14 protein-coding genes are annotated in these 15,454 nt (G+C 70.3%); 8 read left to right on the top strand and 6 right to left on the bottom strand.

The features are described 5' to 3' along the window. Nucleotides 1-14 precede the first annotated feature (14 nt). From CXQ97_RS07795 to CXQ97_RS07810, 4 genes are read left to right on the top strand one after another with little or no spacing between them, the layout of a single operon-like run. Nucleotides 15-1,094: an extracellular solute-binding protein gene (locus CXQ97_RS07795; protein ID WP_258062408.1), complete on the top strand. Its 1,080-nt coding sequence runs from the start codon at nt 15-17 to the stop codon at nt 1,092-1,094. Then, entirely contained in the window at nt 1,091-2,791 is a 1,701-nt protein-coding gene (locus CXQ97_RS07800; protein WP_104180257.1) for an iron ABC transporter permease, read from the top strand. Before CXQ97_RS07795 ends, CXQ97_RS07800 begins: the two co-directional genes overlap by 4 nt. Next, nucleotides 2,788-3,933: an ABC transporter ATP-binding protein gene (locus CXQ97_RS07805; protein ID WP_258062409.1), complete on the top strand. Its 1,146-nt coding sequence runs from the start codon at nt 2,788-2,790 to the stop codon at nt 3,931-3,933. Before CXQ97_RS07800 ends, CXQ97_RS07805 begins: the two co-directional genes overlap by 4 nt. After that, nucleotides 3,930-6,440, top strand: a complete 2,511-nt coding sequence (locus tag CXQ97_RS07810) for an AMP-binding protein (RefSeq protein ID WP_104180258.1) — start codon at nt 3,930-3,932, stop codon at nt 6,438-6,440. The genes CXQ97_RS07805 and CXQ97_RS07810 overlap by 4 nt, the downstream gene beginning before the upstream one ends. Nucleotides 6,441-6,453: 13 nt before the next feature. Here CXQ97_RS07810 and CXQ97_RS07815 read toward each other — a convergent pair whose 3' ends face one another. Next, complete coding sequence (locus CXQ97_RS07815) at nt 6,454-7,017, bottom strand: 3'-5' exonuclease (protein WP_181035006.1); 564 nt, start codon at nt 7,015-7,017, stop codon at nt 6,454-6,456. 238 nt (nt 7,018-7,255) lie between these two features. Between CXQ97_RS07815 and CXQ97_RS07820 the strand changes: the two genes are divergently transcribed. From CXQ97_RS07820 to CXQ97_RS07830, 4 genes are read left to right on the top strand one after another with little or no spacing between them, the layout of a single operon-like run. Further along, complete coding sequence (locus CXQ97_RS07820) at nt 7,256-8,080, top strand: nuclease-related domain-containing protein (protein WP_258062410.1); 825 nt, start codon at nt 7,256-7,258, stop codon at nt 8,078-8,080. A 43-nt stretch (nt 8,081-8,123) separates the two neighbouring features. Then, a complete protein-coding gene (locus CXQ97_RS07825) occupies nt 8,124-9,245 on the top strand; it encodes a hypothetical protein (protein ID WP_104180260.1) in 1,122 nt (373 codons plus the stop codon). Further along, a complete protein-coding gene (locus tag CXQ97_RS19790) occupies nt 9,242-9,406 on the top strand; it encodes a hypothetical protein (RefSeq protein WP_181035017.1) in 165 nt (54 codons plus the stop codon). The genes CXQ97_RS07825 and CXQ97_RS19790 overlap by 4 nt, the downstream gene beginning before the upstream one ends. After that, nucleotides 9,403-9,873 (top strand): hypothetical protein, encoded by a 471-nt coding sequence (locus tag CXQ97_RS07830; protein WP_104180261.1) that lies wholly within the window; start codon nt 9,403-9,405, stop codon nt 9,871-9,873. The genes CXQ97_RS19790 and CXQ97_RS07830 overlap by 4 nt, the downstream gene beginning before the upstream one ends. Nucleotides 9,874-9,895: 22 nt before the next feature. Here the strand turns inward: CXQ97_RS07830 and CXQ97_RS07835 are convergent, their stop codons facing one another. Genes CXQ97_RS07835 through CXQ97_RS07855 form a run of 5 tightly spaced genes read right to left on the bottom strand, consistent with a single transcriptional unit; the run spans nt 9,896 to nt 15,365 of the window. Continuing rightward, a complete protein-coding gene (locus CXQ97_RS07835; protein WP_104180262.1) occupies nt 9,896-11,305 on the bottom strand; it encodes an amidase in 1,410 nt (469 codons plus the stop codon). After that, complete coding sequence (locus CXQ97_RS07840; protein ID WP_104180263.1) at nt 11,302-12,531, bottom strand: amidohydrolase; 1,230 nt, start codon at nt 12,529-12,531, stop codon at nt 11,302-11,304. The genes CXQ97_RS07835 and CXQ97_RS07840 overlap by 4 nt, the downstream gene beginning before the upstream one ends. 31 nt (nt 12,532-12,562) lie before the next feature. Further along, entirely contained in the window at nt 12,563-13,291 is a 729-nt protein-coding gene (locus CXQ97_RS07845; RefSeq protein WP_104180264.1) for a hypothetical protein, read from the bottom strand. 27 nt (nt 13,292-13,318) lie between these two features. Next, the gene (locus tag CXQ97_RS07850; RefSeq protein WP_104180265.1) at nt 13,319-14,074 is read right to left on the bottom strand and encodes a DUF5058 family protein; all 756 of its coding nucleotides are present in this window, start codon (nt 14,072-14,074) and stop codon (nt 13,319-13,321) included. 28 nt (nt 14,075-14,102) lie between these two features. Beyond that, on the bottom strand, nt 14,103-15,365 hold the full coding sequence (locus CXQ97_RS07855; RefSeq protein WP_104180266.1) for a M20 family metallo-hydrolase: 1,263 nt from the start codon (nt 15,363-15,365) through the stop codon (nt 14,103-14,105). Nucleotides 15,366-15,454 lie beyond the last annotated feature (89 nt).

The raw sequence follows: 15,454 nt of genomic DNA on the forward strand, positions 1-15,454 counted from the left end.
AACTTAGGCTACCCTTGCTCGTTGAGAGCCTCGCGTTCGACGGACACCCCCACTGCCTGAGAAGAGACCTGATGCACCCGCGCCCCCTGACGGCCACCCTCGTCGGACTGACTGCCCTGACCTCGATCCTCACGGGCTGCAGTGCCATCGGCGGCGACTCGGCCGACCTCCAGATCTACTCCGCGCGGCACTACGACCTCGAGGGTGCCTTCGGGCAGTTCACCGACGAGACGGGCATCACCGTCGAATTCATCACCGGCGACGACGCCGAGCTCCTCGAGCGCCTCAAGGCCGAGGGCGACGACACCCCGGCCGACGTCTTCATGACGGTCGACGCCGGCAACCTCTGGAACGGTGCGCGCCAGGGCGAACTCGCCGTCACCGATTCCCCGGTGCTCGACGAAGCCGTCCCCGAGGACCTGCGCGACGACGAGGGACGCTGGTACGGGCTCGCCCTGCGCGCGCGCACGGTCACGTACAACCCCGACGCCGTGGACCCCGCCGACTTCGATGCGACCGAGACCTACGCGGGCCTCGCGGACCCGAAGTGGAAGGGCCGGCTGTGCATGCGGGACGCCACCTCCGCCTACACCCAGTCGCTCGTGGCCGGCCTGATCGACCTCCACGGCCGGGAGCGGGCCCTCGAGATCGTCGAGGGCTGGGTGGCCAACGACGTCGAGATCCTGAGCAACGACGTCCTCCTCCTGGATGCCATCGACGCCGGGACGTGCGATGTCGGCATCAACAACCACTACTACCTCGCCCGGACCCTCGAGGAGAATCCCGACCTGAACGTGGACCTGTACTGGGCGAGCCAGGAGGGCGCCGGGACGCACGTGAACATCTCGGGCGCGGGCGTGGTCGAAGGCTCCGACAGCGCGGAGGACGCGCAGAAGCTCATCGAGTGGCTCGCCACCGACGGGCAGAACGCCTTCGTGGACGCCAACCACGAGTTCCCCGTCAACCCGACCGTCGAGCCCGAGCCGGTCATCGCCGGGTTCGGCGAGTTCACGCGGATGCCGCTCAACGCCGAGGCCTACGGGACGCTCAACGCCGACGCCGTCGACCTGCTCGCCGAGGCCGGATACAAGTGACGGGCACGGCGGCGCTCGCCGAGCCACGGCCGCCCCGCCGTCGCTACCGGACGTACGGCGTCGGCCGGCCCGCCTGGTCGACGCTGGTCGTGACCGTCGCCGCCGTCGTCGCCACCCCCGTCCTGGCGGTCGTTCTCGACGGCCTCGGCAGCCTCGGCGGCACCGCCCCGCCGCGGGACCTCGTCCCGATGATCCTCACCACCCTCGCCCTGATGCTGGGCGTCGGCGCGGGGGCGCTGCTGGTGGGCGGGGGCCTGGCGTGGCTCGTCACCGCCTACCGGTTCCCGCTGCGCGATCTGCTGGTGTGGCTGCTCGTCCTGCCCCTGGCGGTGCCGGCCTACGTCCTCGGCTTCATCTTCCTGTCCGTCTTCGACGTCGCCGGCCCTGTGCAGTCCCTCTTGCGGACCGTGTTCGGGACGGATGTCTGGGTGCCCGAGGTCCGCTCGCTGCCCGCCGCGATCCTCGTGATGACGCTGTCCCTCTACCCCTACGTCTACCTGATGGCGCGCTCGGCGCTGATCGAGCAGTCGTCCGGGACCTACGACGCCGCCCGCACCCTGGGTGCCAATCGCGGGCAGGCCCTGCGACGTGTGGTGTTGCCGCTCGCCCGGCCGTCCCTGGCCGCGGGACTGGCCCTGGTGATGATGGAGACGCTGACCGACTTCGCCACCGTCCAGTACTTCAACGTGCAGACCGTCTCGGTGGGCGTCTACCTCGTCTGGAAGGGCACGTTCGACTTCCACGCCGCGACACAGCTCGCGGTCCTGGTCCTGCTGTTCGCGGTGGCCGTCCTGGTCGCCGAACGGGCGCTGCGCGGCCGTGCACGCTACCACCAGCAGGGCGGACGCCGGCAGGGCTTCCAGCCGGAACGGCTGCGGGGCGTGCCCGCCTGGATCGCGATGGCGGTCTGCGTGGCGGCCCTGTCCGCCGGGTTCCTCATCCCCGTGGGGCAACTGCTGATCTGGGCGTTCGGGCAGGCCGCCTCCGACGCGTCCTTCCTCGCGGACCCGCGCTTCGCCGAGTACCTGGCCAACAGCCTCCTGGTGGCGGCGATCACCGCCGTCGCGTGCGTCGCCATCTCCCTGGGGGTCGGCCACGCGATCCGCATGGGCGGGGGCCGTCTCGTCTCCTACGCGGCGCAGCTGACCACGTTCGGGTACGCGGTGCCCGGGGCCGTCATCGGGATCGGGGTCCTGCTGTCCTTCGCCGCCCTCGACACCGCCCTGGAACGCGCCGGGGTCCCCGGGGGCACCGGACTGATCGTCACCGGGTCGGTGGTCGGCATCCTCTACGCCTACGTGATCCGGTTCCTCGCCCCGGCCTACCAGTCGGTGAGTGCGAGCCTCGAGAAGATCGCCCCGACCCTCACGTCCTCCGCGCTGAGCCTCGGGGCAGGACCGCGCCGGATCCTCGGCCGGGTGCATCTGCCCCTCGCCCGCCCCGGTGTCGCCGTCGCGCTGATGCTGGTGGTGATCGACGCGATCAAGGAACTGCCCATCGTGCTGCTCCTGCGGCCCTTCGGGTTCACTACGGCCTCCGTCTGGGTCTACGAGCTCGCACGGGAGAACTTCTGGGAGAAGGCCTCCCTCCCGGCCCTCGTCATCGTGGCGGCGGCCATCATCCCCGTCTTCGTCCTCGTCCGCCAGACCCGACGGCGCGAAGTACACGGGACCGCCTCCGGAAGGGAAGGACAGTGACGGCACAGATGCAGAGCGCGCCGCCGGCCGGTACAGGCCCGGCGGGCGCCCCGCCGGCGCTCACCCTCGAAGGGGTGGCCAAGCGCTACGGGTCCGCCCGCGGCGTGGAGGGACTCGACCTCGCCATCCCCGCCGGTGAACTCGTGACCCTGATCGGACCCTCGGGTTGCGGCAAGTCGACGACGCTGCGGCTCGTGGCGGGCCTGGAGAGGCCCGACGCCGGGCGGATCACCGTGGCCGGCGACGTCGTCGCGGACGGGACCCGGTTCGTGAACCCGGAGAACCGCCGCGTGGGGCTCGTGTTCCAGGACCATGCACTCTTCCCGCACCTGACCGTGGCCCGGAACGTGCAGTTCGGGCTCGACCGGCTGCCGCGGGGCGAGCGCCGGAAGCGCGTCGGCGACCTCCTGGACCTCGTCCGGCTGGCCCACCTCGCGGACCGGTACCCGCACGAGCTCTCCGGCGGCGAGCAGCAGCGCGTGGCCCTCGCCCGCGCGCTGGCGCCGCGCCCCGCCGTCGTCCTCCTCGACGAACCGTTCTCCAGCCTCGACGAGTCGCTGCGCGCGCAGGTGCGCCGCGACACCGTGGCGGCGCTGCGGGAGACCGGCACCACGGGCGTGCTCGTCACCCATGACCAGACGGAGGCGCTGTCCGTGGGGACCCGCGTGGTCGTCATGCACGACGGCGTGATCGAACAGGCCGATGCGCCCGAGAAGGTCTTCGAGCAGCCCGCCACGCGCTTCGTCGCCTCGTTCATGGGGGACGCCGACTTCCTGCCCGCCCACGTGCACCGCGCCCTGCTGACCTGCGAGATCGGCGTCGTCTCCACGGTTCCCGGGTGGGCGGACAGCGACGTGGACGTCGACGTCGTCCTCCGGCCCCACGAGGTGGCCCTGCGCCCGGCCGCGGACGCCACCGCCCACGTCTCGGCCGTGGAGTACCACGGCGCGTTCGTGCTGCACCATGTGACGCTGGCGTCGGGGCGGACCCTGCGGTCCTGGCAGCCCCACGACGTACGCCACCCCGTCGGCACGGCGGTCGTCGTGACGGTGGCACCCGGCACCTCCCCCACGCTCCTCGTCGGCGACCGGGCCGTCACCACCCCGCCCCGTAACGCCCCCCGACCCCCGGTAGCCCCATGAGCCTCGACCCGGACCTCTCCGAGGCCACGTTCACCGACCTCGCCCGTCACGGCGACCGGCCGGTGATCCTCACCGCCGGCGGCGTGCTCTCGTACCTCGAGCTCGCGGCCCGCGTCGACGACGTCGTGGTGCGCCTCGGCACAGAGCGACGCCTCGTCCTGCTCGCGGCACGCAACGACGTGGAGACCCTCGTGGCGTACCTCGCGGCGATCACGGCCGGTCACCCGCTGCTCGTGGTGCCGGCGGACAAGCCCGCCGCGCTCGAATCCCTCGTCTCCGGCTACGAGCCCGATGTGGTGCTCCGGACCGGGAACGGCTCGCTCGACGTCGACGAGCGGTGGCCCGGCACGCGGCACGAGCTCCATCCCGATCTAGCACTGCTGCTCAGCACCTCGGGGTCCACCGGCTCCCCGAAGCTGGTGCGGCTGTCCCGGGCGAACCTCGAGGAGAACGCGCGGTCCATCGCCGAGTACCTGGGCATCGGCCCGGACGACCGGGCCGCCACCACCCTGCCGTTCTCCTACTGCTACGGCCTCTCCGTGGTCAACAGCCACCTGGCCCGCGGGGCCGGTCTCGTGCTCACGGACCTGTCCGTCGTCGACCCCTGTTTCTGGGACGTCTTCCGTGAGCACGGCGCCACCTCCTTCGCCGCCGTGCCGTACAGCTTCGACCTGCTCGACCGGGTGGGCTTCGCGGACATGGACCTGCCGAGCCTGCGCTACGTCACCCAGGCCGGTGGACGGCTGGCGCCGGACAAGGTCCGGTCCTGGGCCGAGACGGGCCAGCGGCGGGGCTGGGACCTCTACGTCATGTACGGGGCGACGGAGGCCACCGCACGGATGGCCTACCTGCCCCCGGACCTGGCGGCGGAGCACCCGGAGACCATCGGGGTGCCGGTACCCGGCGGCTCCTTCCGGATCGATCCGGTCGAGGGCCTGCCCGATGGAGAGCTGGTCTACACCGGCCCGAACGTGATGCTGGGCTACGCCGAGCGTCCCGGCGACCTCGCGCGCGGGCGCGAACTGCACGAACTCCGGACCGGGGACCTCGCCCGCCGGCACCCGAACGGCCTCTACGAGGTGGTGGGTCGTCGCAGCCGGTTCGTGAAGATCGCCGGTCTGCGGGTGGACCTCGGGCAGGTCGAGCGGATCCTCGGCGACCTGGGCGCCGTCACCGCCGTCGCCGGCTCCGACGACGGCCTGGTGATCGCGGTCGAGGGCGGACACGACACGGACCTCCTGGCGAAAATCCTCGCCACCGACCTGGGCCTGCCGCGGGCTGCGGTCGGGCTGCACCCGGTGGAGCGCCTGCCCCGGCTGGCCACGGGCAAGATCGACTACCCCGCCGTCCGGGGCCTGGCGGCACCGGAGACCGGGGCCCCCGCCGCCGAACGACCGCAGCAGGAGGGTCCCGCCGATGTGCCGCGGATCTTCGCGGAATGCCTCGACCGCGCCGATGTGCGCGGGACGGACACCTTCGTCACGCTCGACGGCGACTCGCTCTCCTATGTCGCACTGTCCGTCCGGCTGGAGGCGGCCCTCGGTCCGCTGCCCACCGACTGGCATCTCCTGACCGTGGGCGAGCTGTCGGCCCGCGGCAGGCCCCGGCGCCGACGGTTCGTCTCCTTCCTGGAACCGTCGATCGTGCTGCGGGCCGTCGCGATCATCTGCATCGTGGCCGCCCACGTCGAGCTGTTCACGTTCCACACCGCGCATCTGCTGTTCGTCGTCGCCGGCTTCAACTTCGCACGGTTCCAGCTGACCGGGGACCGGCCTGCGCGGCTGAGGCGCCATGCCCGGAGCCTGGCGAGGATCGTCGTCCCCTCGGTCGCGTTCATCGCGGTGGCGTATGTCCTCACCGACAACTACAGCGTCGCCAACATCTTCCTGCTCAACGGCATGGTGGGGCCGCAGGAGGTCACCAGCGAGTGGCACTTCTGGTTCGTCGAGATGCTCGTCTACGTGCTCGTCGCCGTCACGGCGCTGCTCGCCGTGCCCTGGGTGGACCGGCTCGAGCGACGTGCACCGTTCGCCTTCGCCCTGGGCCTCCTGGCGGTCACGCTGCTCAGCCGGTACGACATCGTCGATCCCGGCCTGCCCAAGCCCCTTCCGGTGTTCTGGCTCTTCGCGTTGGGCTGGGCCGTGGCGCGGGCCGGGGACACCCGACGTCGCCTGCTGGTGTCCGCCCTCGCCGTGCTGACCGTGCCGGGCTTCTTCGACCACCCGCTCCGTGAGGCGACCATCGTGGTCGGCCTGCTGCTGATCACGTGGGTGCCGGCGCTGCCCGTGCCGTCGATCCTGCGGCGCGTCACGGGCTGGCTCGCCGCCGCGTCCCTGTACATCTACCTCACGCACTGGCTCGTCTATCCCGTGCTGCTCCCCATCCACCCGGTCCTCGCCGTCGTGGGGTCCCTGCCGGTCGGGGTGGGCTACTGGGCGCTGTGCCGGTGGGCGCCCATCGCGTTCGCGCGATGGAGGCGGCGCCGGGCACTGGTTCTCGCGCCGTAGGTCCCGCCGGCTCTCAGCGCGACCGCGCGGGCTGCGCCGCGGGCCACAGCGCGTCCAGCGAGTGCAGCGCATGCTTCCGTGCGATGGCGACGACGGCGGCGGCACAGATCTCCGCGTCGCTCCCGGCGTCGTGATGCCGGAAGGCGCCCAGGCCGAGTGCTCTCGCGATGTGCGGGAGCTTGTTCACCTCGAGGCCCAGGAGGCGGCGGGCGAGAGCGACCGAACAGTGGAACGGGTTCTCCGGCGCTGCCAGCCCCGACTCCGCGCATGCCCCGCGCAGCACCGAGCGGTCGAAGGACGCGTTGTGGGCGACGAACGGGTCGTCTCCCGTGAAATCCACGATGCGCCGAAGGCTCTCGGGCCATCCTGGGGCCGTGCGGACGTCGGCGGGACGGATGCCGTGGACGGCGACGTTGATCGGGGAGAACTCGCTGACGGAGCGCGGGGGTCGAATCAGCCAGGACGCGGATTCGACGACGACGCCGTTCATCACCCTCGCGAGGCCTACGGCACACACCGAGCCGCGCTTGCTGTTCGCGGTCTCGAAGTCGATCGCGGTGAAGTTGAGACCGTGCACTGTTCTCCCTGTGGCTGTGACCGCTCGTTCCGCGGCCCTGACCAGCGTAGCCGCCCGCCTTCGGGCGGTCCGGCGGCCCGTCCGCCGCGAGGTGCGGAAATGCTGAGGGAATCCTGCCGCCAACCGGCGTAGCAGACAGGCCCCTTGCTGAGGACCGGGCGATAGATTCGTCGTACCCGTCGAGGCTCAGCTCGTCCGGGCTGCTCAAGGGGATCCGCATGAACTACGGACACAGGCCGTGAACGCCGTCGCGCCGCTCGACGACGCCGCGCACATCGAGCCGGCAACACTGGGGCTGCTCAGGAACCGCATCCCGGGGCAAGCCGTGATGGAGCAACTGCTCGACGTCCACAGCACCAACTCCCCACGTGGGCTGGTGGCGCGGACCTTCGGCGTCCACCCGCTCGGCCCCGAAGGCCGTCCCTGGTACTGGGGCGCTCTGGGCGAGCGTGCCGTCGGCCGTACCCTCGCGTCGCTGGGACCGGAGTGGACCGTCCTGCATGCCGTTCCCGTGGGCGAGAAGTCCTCCGACATCGACCATGTGGTGATCGGCCCGACCGGGGTCTTCACGATCAACGCGAAGCGGCACGTCGGCCAGAACGTGTGGGCGGCGAAGGGCACCTTCATGGTGGCCGGGACGCGGTATCCGTACGTCCGCAACTCGGAGCACGAAGCCGTCCGGGCGGGGAAGCTGCTCTCCGCGGCAATACGCAGCAACGTTGTCGCTCAAGCGGCGATCGTCGTCGTCGGTGCGCGTCAGGTGACGGTGAAGGAGAAGCATCGGACGGTCTCCGTGCTCACCCAGACCCAGCTGCTGCGCTGGATCACCCGGCAGCCGGTCGTCCTCTCGCCCGAGCAGGTCTCCCTCCTGTCGGCGGCGGCCGCACAGCCGTCGACGTGGCGGCGAGCGCCCTCGGCGCTGAACAACCCCAGCGACGTCGGCGGATCCTTCGAGGCGCTGCACCGGCTGGTGGAACAGGCACGACGACGACGGATCGGCTGGCTTCTCGCCGCACCCGCGGTTCTCCTGGCGTCGGTGGCCGGCGCCCTGCCGTCGTTCTGACGCTCGCTGCCCCTTCCCTCCCCTCCCCGACCGAGAGCGTTCCTTGCTGCACTTCCCCTCGACGAACAGCGCCGCCCATCGCGCGGCTCCCACCGACGTGACGCGCCTGCACCAGCTGCTGGGTGACCACGTGTGGGCCTTCAGCAACTGCCGGGTCGACGCACCCGGGCTTCCCGTCGCCGAGGTCGATTGGCTGTTCTACAACACGCTGAGGGGGACCTTCATCCTGAGCGAATGGAAGCGGTACCCGGCCGCAGTCGCCGAGGTGAAGGACGTCGGCGAACCATGGGCCCTCGCGAACGGTGCGAAAGTGGCCAACCCGATCGAGCAGGTGGCCCGGCAGCTCGACGCCGTGCGCACGGCACTCCGACTCACGGTTGCGCCCCGACACTTTCCGGCACTCGATCCGCACGACGTCAATCCCTACCAGTGCGTGTATTCGCCGCAGCTCGAGCCCGCAACGCGGATCGAGCGTCTTCGCTTCGGCGTAGTGCATGGGGCGCTCGAAGGGCTGGCGGGGACCGTCGAGCGGCGCTACACGCCCACGCCCCTCATCCTCTCCTCGCAGGCCGAGCACCTCGCCCTGGCCGGGACACTGTCCGATCTCTTCCGCTGCTCCGTACCGGAGGCGGTGCACAGCAAGCTCGCTCCCCCGGCCGTAAAGCCCGCCCCTTCCTCCCGCATCGCAGCCATTCACCGCGAGTTGGCCGCACTTCATCTGGAGTTGGCGCCGCTCCTCGAAGCGCCGGCTCCCGCGCCGGCACCGGTGCTGCTGTCGAGCCGGCCGAAGGAAAGTCCTGTGCCGCCGTCGCCTCCGACAGCACCGCCGAAGGCAGCCAAGCCCTCCGCTACCGGGCATCTCAGGCGACACGTGACTCGCCTCGTTCCGGCCTCCGAGCCGAACTCGGAGCACCTCCGAGACGCGTTCCTCGCTGCGCTGCAGGATGGCCAGTTGCGGTCGAGCGGGGTCCATATCGGACTGTTCGGGGCACTCGTCGGGCAGCACCTTACGGGTGATGTGAAGCTGGCCGACCTCGCTCCCGGCGGGCTGAGGAAGTGGTGCCAGGCGCAAGCCGAAGCTGCAGGAGTCCGAATGGTGCAGGACCCGAAAGATCCGGCAATCGTCAGGATGACCAGGACGACCGATCGGAAGCAATCCGCATGAACCGGATCGTCCTGTGCGGCGTACTGCAGGGTGAGCAGGTCATCGCCGTCGACGCCTGCATCGGAGTCGGCACGGGCTTCATCGACCTCACGAACCGGCGGGTGATCCTCCAGGACACTTCCGTCATGCGGTTACCGATGACGAAGTGTCCGCAGCCATGAGGGTTTCTCTTCTCGCGGACTCGTGCACCACGGGGTGGTTGCATTGGGGCCACGGGGAACTGTGGCTCACCCCGGAGCATCTGGTCAGGATCGGACGGCGTGAACTGACTCTTCGAGCCGCAGCCAAAGGCGGTGCTCTGGGCGGTGCGGCGGTCGCAGCGGGCGTCCTGGGCCTGCGAGCCGTTTCGGCCGCAGAGAAGGCTCTCGACGAGGGTCGCCTCAGACCGGGCGACTCGGTAGAGGTCGAGAACGACCTCTGGGCGCGTGAGGTCGGACGTCACCCGCAGCGCACCCTCGTGCTGAGCCGTGAGCTGATGACCGAGGCCGACCTGAAGACCGGAATCATCACCTCGCGTCTCAACCTTGAAATGGTCGACGGCAGGCGGCACAAGCTTCTCTGGTCGGTCAACGAGCACGCGGCTTCCCTGCTGACCGAGGCGTTCGGTCCGAGGCTCCGTCGAAGCTGAAGGACTCACGCTGGATGTCGCCCTAGAGCTCCGGCGCCCGCTTCCCCCACTCCGTCGCCTGCTCGAACGCATGTGCCACCTGCAGCAGCTCCACGTCGCTGCCGTGCGGCATCGCGAGCTGCAGTCCCACGGGCAGCCCGCTGTCGCTGAAGCCCGCCGGCACCGAGACGGCCGGCAGTCCCGTCGCCGAGATCAGGCAGGCCGAGCGCATCCAGTCGAGGTACGTCTCGAACTCCACGCCGTTCACCGACGTCGGGTAGCGCGCGGCGGCGTCGAACGGCAGCACCTGCGTGGTCGGACTCGCGAACACGTGGTACTTGCCGAAGTAGCGCCGCACACCCGTATCGAGCCGCGTCCGGGCGAGCGCTGCGTCCACCAGGTCCTGCGCCGTCAGCTGCAGACCCTGCTCCACGTTCCAGCGGATCTCGGGCTTGATCGTGTCCCCGTGCTTCTCGACGAGCTCACCGAGGCCCAGCACGAAGTCGAACGCGCGCGTCGTCCCGAACACCTGGTCCGCATCGCGCAGGTCCGGAGCCGCTTCCTCGACGATGGCCCCGAGGTCGGTGAAGACCTGTAGCTGCCCCTCGAGGACCCGCAGCACCTCGCGGTCCACGGGGACCCCGAGCCCGAAGTCGGCGGACCAGCCGATGCGTAGCCCCGTGAGATCCCGGTGCAGGGAGGCGCCGTACGAGCCCGCCACGGGGTAGGCGTAGGGAAGGGCGGGGTCCGCACCGGCGATCGCGGTCATGCCCAGGGCGATGTCCTCGACGTCGCGGGCCATCAGGCCGTTGCGGCCCAGCCACGCCCAGGCGTTGCGCGTCGGCAGCGATGGCACCACGCCGATGGAAGGCCGGTACCCGACGACGTTGCAGAACGACGCCGGGATGCGGAGGGAGCCACCCATGTCGCTGCCGTCTCCGAGCGGCTGGATGCGGGCCGCGATCGACGCCGCCACTCCCCCGCTGCTGCCGCCCGCACTCCGGCTCGTGTCGTACGGATTGACCGTCGTGCCGAACACCTCGTTGAAGGTGTGCGACCCGGCGGCGAATTCCGGCACGTTCGTTTTGCCCGTCGTCACGACTCCAGCGCTCTTGAGGCGCCCGATGATGAGGTCGTCGAACGTCGGCACGAAGTCCCTGAACACGGCGGAGCCCTGCGTGGTGCGCAGCCCCTTCGTGTTGTGCGTGTCCTTGTGCGTCATGGGCAGACCGTGCAGCGGCGGGACGTCCGCGCCGGACATCGTCAGCTCGTCGGCCGCCTCCGCGAGGGCCATGGCACCCTCCCGGTCCTCCGTGATGACGGCGTTGATCGGACCGTTGACGGCATCGATGCGATCGAAGTGCGCCTCGAGCGCCTCACGCGCGGAGACCTCACGACGGCGGATGGCACCGGTCAGCTCGACGGCGGACAGCTCGTGGAGGGTACTGCTCACGCGGCCCCCACCTTGGACAGCAGCGCCGTCATCGCCGCCCGCACACCGGTGCTCAGCGTCGGCTCGATCACCGGGGCGAAGAACGGCGAGTGGTTGCCCGGAGGGGTGCCGCCGTCGAGCCGGTCCTGCGAGTGTCCGCCGAAGAACCAGTAGACGCTGGGGACCCCGATGGCCTCGGCCAGGAGGCCGAAGTCCTCGCTGCCCATCACGGGCGGGGACTCGATGACCGCGTCCTCGCCCAGCACGTCGCCGAGCACGGCCATCAGGTCGGTGGTGGACGCGGGGTCGTTGTAGCACTGGGGGAAGCTCGTGATCTCCTCGATCCCGGGCTCGGGCGCGCCGGACGCCGCGGCCTCGGCGCTGATGATCCTGCGCAGCGAGCCGAGGACGAGCTCGCGGACCTCGGGGTCGAACGTCCGAACGTTGAGGGTGAACTCCGCCGACGCCGGGATGATGTTCTCCTTGAGGCCGCCGTGGAAGGTGCCGATCGTGACGACCGCGGACTTCATGGGGTGCACCTCGCGCGAGACGATCGTCTGGATGCGGACCACCATGTGGGCGCCGAGGACGATCGGGTCGATGGACTGCTCCGGTTGCGAGCCGTGCGCCTGCTTGCCGTGCACGGTGACCTTCCAGGAGTCGGCCATCGCCATGGCCGTGCCCTTGGTGATGTTCACCGTCCCGGCGAGCCCGGGCCACACGTGCTGCCCGTAGATGATCTCCGGTTTCGGCGCCTTGTCCCACAGGCCGTCCTCGACCATCGCCTCGGCGCCCTCTCCGGTCTCCTCGCCGGGCTGGAAGATGAAGACCACCGTGCCGGCCCACGCGTCGCGGTTCTCGGCCAGCAGCTGCACCGCGGTCAGGCCGACCGTGATGTGCGTGTCATGACCGCAGCCGTGCATGACCGGGACCTCGGTCCCGTCCGTGAGGGCGCCCGTCGTCGTGCTCGCGTAGTCGAGGCCCGTGTCCTCCTTCATGGGCAGGCCGTCGGTGTCGGCACGGTAGCCGATCACCGGTCCGTCGCCGTTGCGGAGGATCCCGACGACGCCGGTGCCACCGCAGAGGAAGGTCTCGAGCCCGAGGTGGTTCAGCTTGTCGAGGATGAAGGCGGCGGTGTGCGTCTCCTGCATGGAGAGTTCAGGATGGGCGTGCAGGTGGCGGTAGAGCTCGTGCATCGCTGTGGTGTGTGTGTCGGAGAGATCGAAGACGGCGGTGTCGATGGTCATGGTGTCCTTTCGAACGGTTCGGTATCGGAGCCTAGTTGACGAGGGTGGTGGGAGTCGCCGGAGCCTTGCGCGAGCGCAGGAACCAGGCGAGGACCGCGGTGATCAGGACGACGACGCCGGTGGCCGGTTTCGCCAGGGCCGGGACGGCCGGTACCAGCACGAACAGCACGAGCGCGGCGACGACGACGGCGATCACCGTGACGCGCGGCTGCTTCATGGTGACGACGAGCTGCACCAGGACGCCGCCGATGATCGCGGGGAAGATGTAGAGGCGTGCGACGTCGACGATGTCCGTGGGGATGATGCTGACCAGCCAGGTGCCGAGGATGCCCACGAAAAACAGCATGGAGAGCACGTGGACCATGGCGGCGCCGCAGATGGCCATGAGGGCCGCGAACTCTCCGCGCTTGGTGCCGGCCTTGGCCCCGATGGCGGCCTGCGCCACGAGCGCCGAGGGAAGGAGCTTGTTCGCGATGTTGCCGATCATGAACGCCTGGTACATCGCGGCAGGGCCGAGCACCGGGTAATAGGTGATGGGCTCCACGAACCACAGCACGAAGAAGGCGGCCGCGACGGCGAGATAGGCGGTCCAGATCATGCTCGCGGTGATGCCCAGGTCGGTGAAGAGGACGAGGTAGAGCGGTGCGGCCAGGGAGAGGAAGAGCGCCACACCCATGGTGAGCTGGCCCCAGCGGGACGTGGTGCGGTCGAACTCGGCGAGTGAGGCGTCCCGAGTGATGGCAGTATCTGCAGACGACATGGTGGATCCTTTCGGGTGAGGTACTGCCTAGGCGGCGGGGGCCAAGCCGGAGGTGTGGGCGATGTACGCGGCGATCAGTCCGACGATGATGGAGATGCCGAGGCCCCACTCCCTCAGCCAGGTCGCCCTGGTCCTGCTCGCCAGGGTGATGCAGATCGCCATCGTGATGGCGGAGACGATCACGGACAGGATGTGGACGGGGGTCTTGCCGAGCTCGGCGAGACCGAGGCTGGCGAAGGCGCCGATGAGGGCGGCCGCCGGCACGATCGCCATCAGGGCAGGGTTCACGCGGCGTAGTTTCGTGTCTCCGCGCCGCAGGATCGGGGTCAGGATCAGCGTGGCGAGCATCCAGCCCGCGCCCGACATGCTCATGGCCATGAAGGCCACCACGAACACCGCCTGCGTGTAGTCCGGCCCACCCAGCGTCGCGCCCATGGTTCCTGCGGCGAGGCTGGCGGAGGCCGATTCCGTGGCCGCGGATCCGACGAGGCCGATGCGCACGAGCACGGCGGGTGTCCCGAAGAGGGTGAGGAGGGCGATGCTCACCAGCACCACGGCCAGGGACGGGCCGATGGCCGCGATGGCTCCTGCCCGGAAGGAGGTCTTGAGCTCCTCCTCGGAGATCTCGGCGGCGGGGCCGGCCTTCCTGGCGGCCTTCATGTAGACGAGTGACTGGACGATGATGGCCGCGAAGACGCCGAGTGCCAGGACCCAGAGGACGGGCATGTTGGCGATTGCAAGGATGTCCGTGGACAGTCCTTCGGGGGTCAGTGCTGTTTCCATGGGAGCTCCAGGGGCAGGGTGGATGGGGTCAGGAGGGGCGGCTGTCGAGGGCGTCGAGCCGGCGGAGGGTCCCCACGAGCGCGTCCACGCCGGTGGCGATGTCCGCGGTGCTGCTCCATTCCTCGGGGCAGTGGCTCTTGCCGCCCTTCGAGGGGATGAAGATCATGCCCATGGGGGCGAGGTCGGCCATGTGCACGGCGTCGTGGGTGGCGCCGCTCGGGATCGGCATCCAGGGCAGGCCGAGGGCGTCGACGGCGGCTCCGGCCACGTCCTGGACACCGGGAGCGGCCTGGACCACCGCGTTGTCGGTGGACCACTCGAAGCCGACGTCGACACCGAGTGCCGCCGCCTTCGCCGCGATCTCGGCCGTCAGGCGACCCTTCACCCCGGACAGCCAGGCCGGGTCGACGCTGCGCACCTCGCTGTACATCCGGACGAGGGAGGGGACGACGTTCGGTGAGCGCGATTCCGATTCGACGCGGGTGGACGTGGCCACGCCGTGGGTCGGCGCACCGCAGCCCTCGGACCGCACCGCGAGGACGGCTTCGGCGGCCGCGACCATGGCATCGCGCCGGTCGTCCATCGACGTCGTGCCCGCGTGGTCGGCGGCTCCCGCGAAGGTGGCGACGAACCGCTCGATCCCGGTGATCGCGGTGACCACGCCGAGCGGCAGCCCCCGCTTCTCGAGGGTGGGGCCCTGCTCGATGTGCAGTTCGACGAACGCGTGCAGCGGCCGCTTCGCCCAGGGGACGTCAAGCAGCCGGGAAGGCTCGAGCCCGTAGTCGGCGTAAGCCTGCCCGAGGGTGACACCGCGGTAGTCGCGACGGTCGAGGTCCGCCGATGTCAGTTCCTGCGCGGCGGACCGGCTACCGAGACAGCTGAGCCCGAAGACGTTCGACTCCTCGCCGAGGAAGTCGACGACGACGAGGTCCCGCCGGAGCCGCGTGCCCGATTCCTGCAGCAGTCGGGCGGCCTCGATGGAGCCGAGGACCCCGACGATGCCGTCGAAGCGGCCACCGCCGTCGACCGTATCGGTGTGGGAGCCCGTGACGAGGGCGGGAGCCGACTGCTCCGTCCCGGGGAGCCGCCCGACGATGTTGCCGGCGGCGTCGACGTGGACCTCGAGCCCGGCGTCGCGCATGCGGGCCGCCGTCCAGTCGCGCGAGGCGCGGTACGGCTCGCTGAACACCTCACGGGTCCAGCCGGGGCGATCGCCGTCGTGGAAGGCGGACAGCTCGGTCACCCCGGTATCGAGGCGGTCGAGGGTCTCGCGGGAGGGTGCCTGGGACATGGAAGTAGTCCTTCCTGCAATCGTTTGCGCCTATGGGCCGGAAGGAGGCTGCGCTGCAGAGTATGGTGTACATCACACTACGGCCGCCT

Source organism: Arthrobacter sp. B0490, assembly GCF_002929355.1.
GTDB lineage: Bacteria > Actinomycetota > Actinomycetes > Actinomycetales > Micrococcaceae > Arthrobacter_D.

What these genes read in the sequence shown, in the direction of transcription:
- CXQ97_RS07810 (WP_104180258.1), top strand. Translation starts at nt 3,930, where the DNA reads ATGAGCCTCGACCCGGACCTCTCCGAGGCCACGTTCACCGACCTCGCC.
- CXQ97_RS19790 (WP_181035017.1), top strand. Translation starts at nt 9,242, where the DNA reads ATGAACCGGATCGTCCTGTGCGGCGTACTGCAGGGTGAGCAGGTCATC.
- CXQ97_RS07830 (WP_104180261.1), top strand. Translation starts at nt 9,403, where the DNA reads ATGAGGGTTTCTCTTCTCGCGGACTCGTGCACCACGGGGTGGTTGCAT.
- CXQ97_RS07840 (WP_104180263.1), bottom strand. Translation starts at nt 12,531, where the DNA reads ATGACCATCGACACCGCCGTCTTCGATCTCTCCGACACACACACCACA.
- CXQ97_RS07845 (WP_104180264.1), bottom strand. Translation starts at nt 13,291, where the DNA reads ATGTCGTCTGCAGATACTGCCATCACTCGGGACGCCTCACTCGCCGAG.
- CXQ97_RS07850 (WP_104180265.1), bottom strand. Translation starts at nt 14,074, where the DNA reads ATGGAAACAGCACTGACCCCCGAAGGACTGTCCACGGACATCCTTGCA.
- CXQ97_RS07855 (WP_104180266.1), bottom strand. Translation starts at nt 15,365, where the DNA reads ATGTCCCAGGCACCCTCCCGCGAGACCCTCGACCGCCTCGATACCGGG.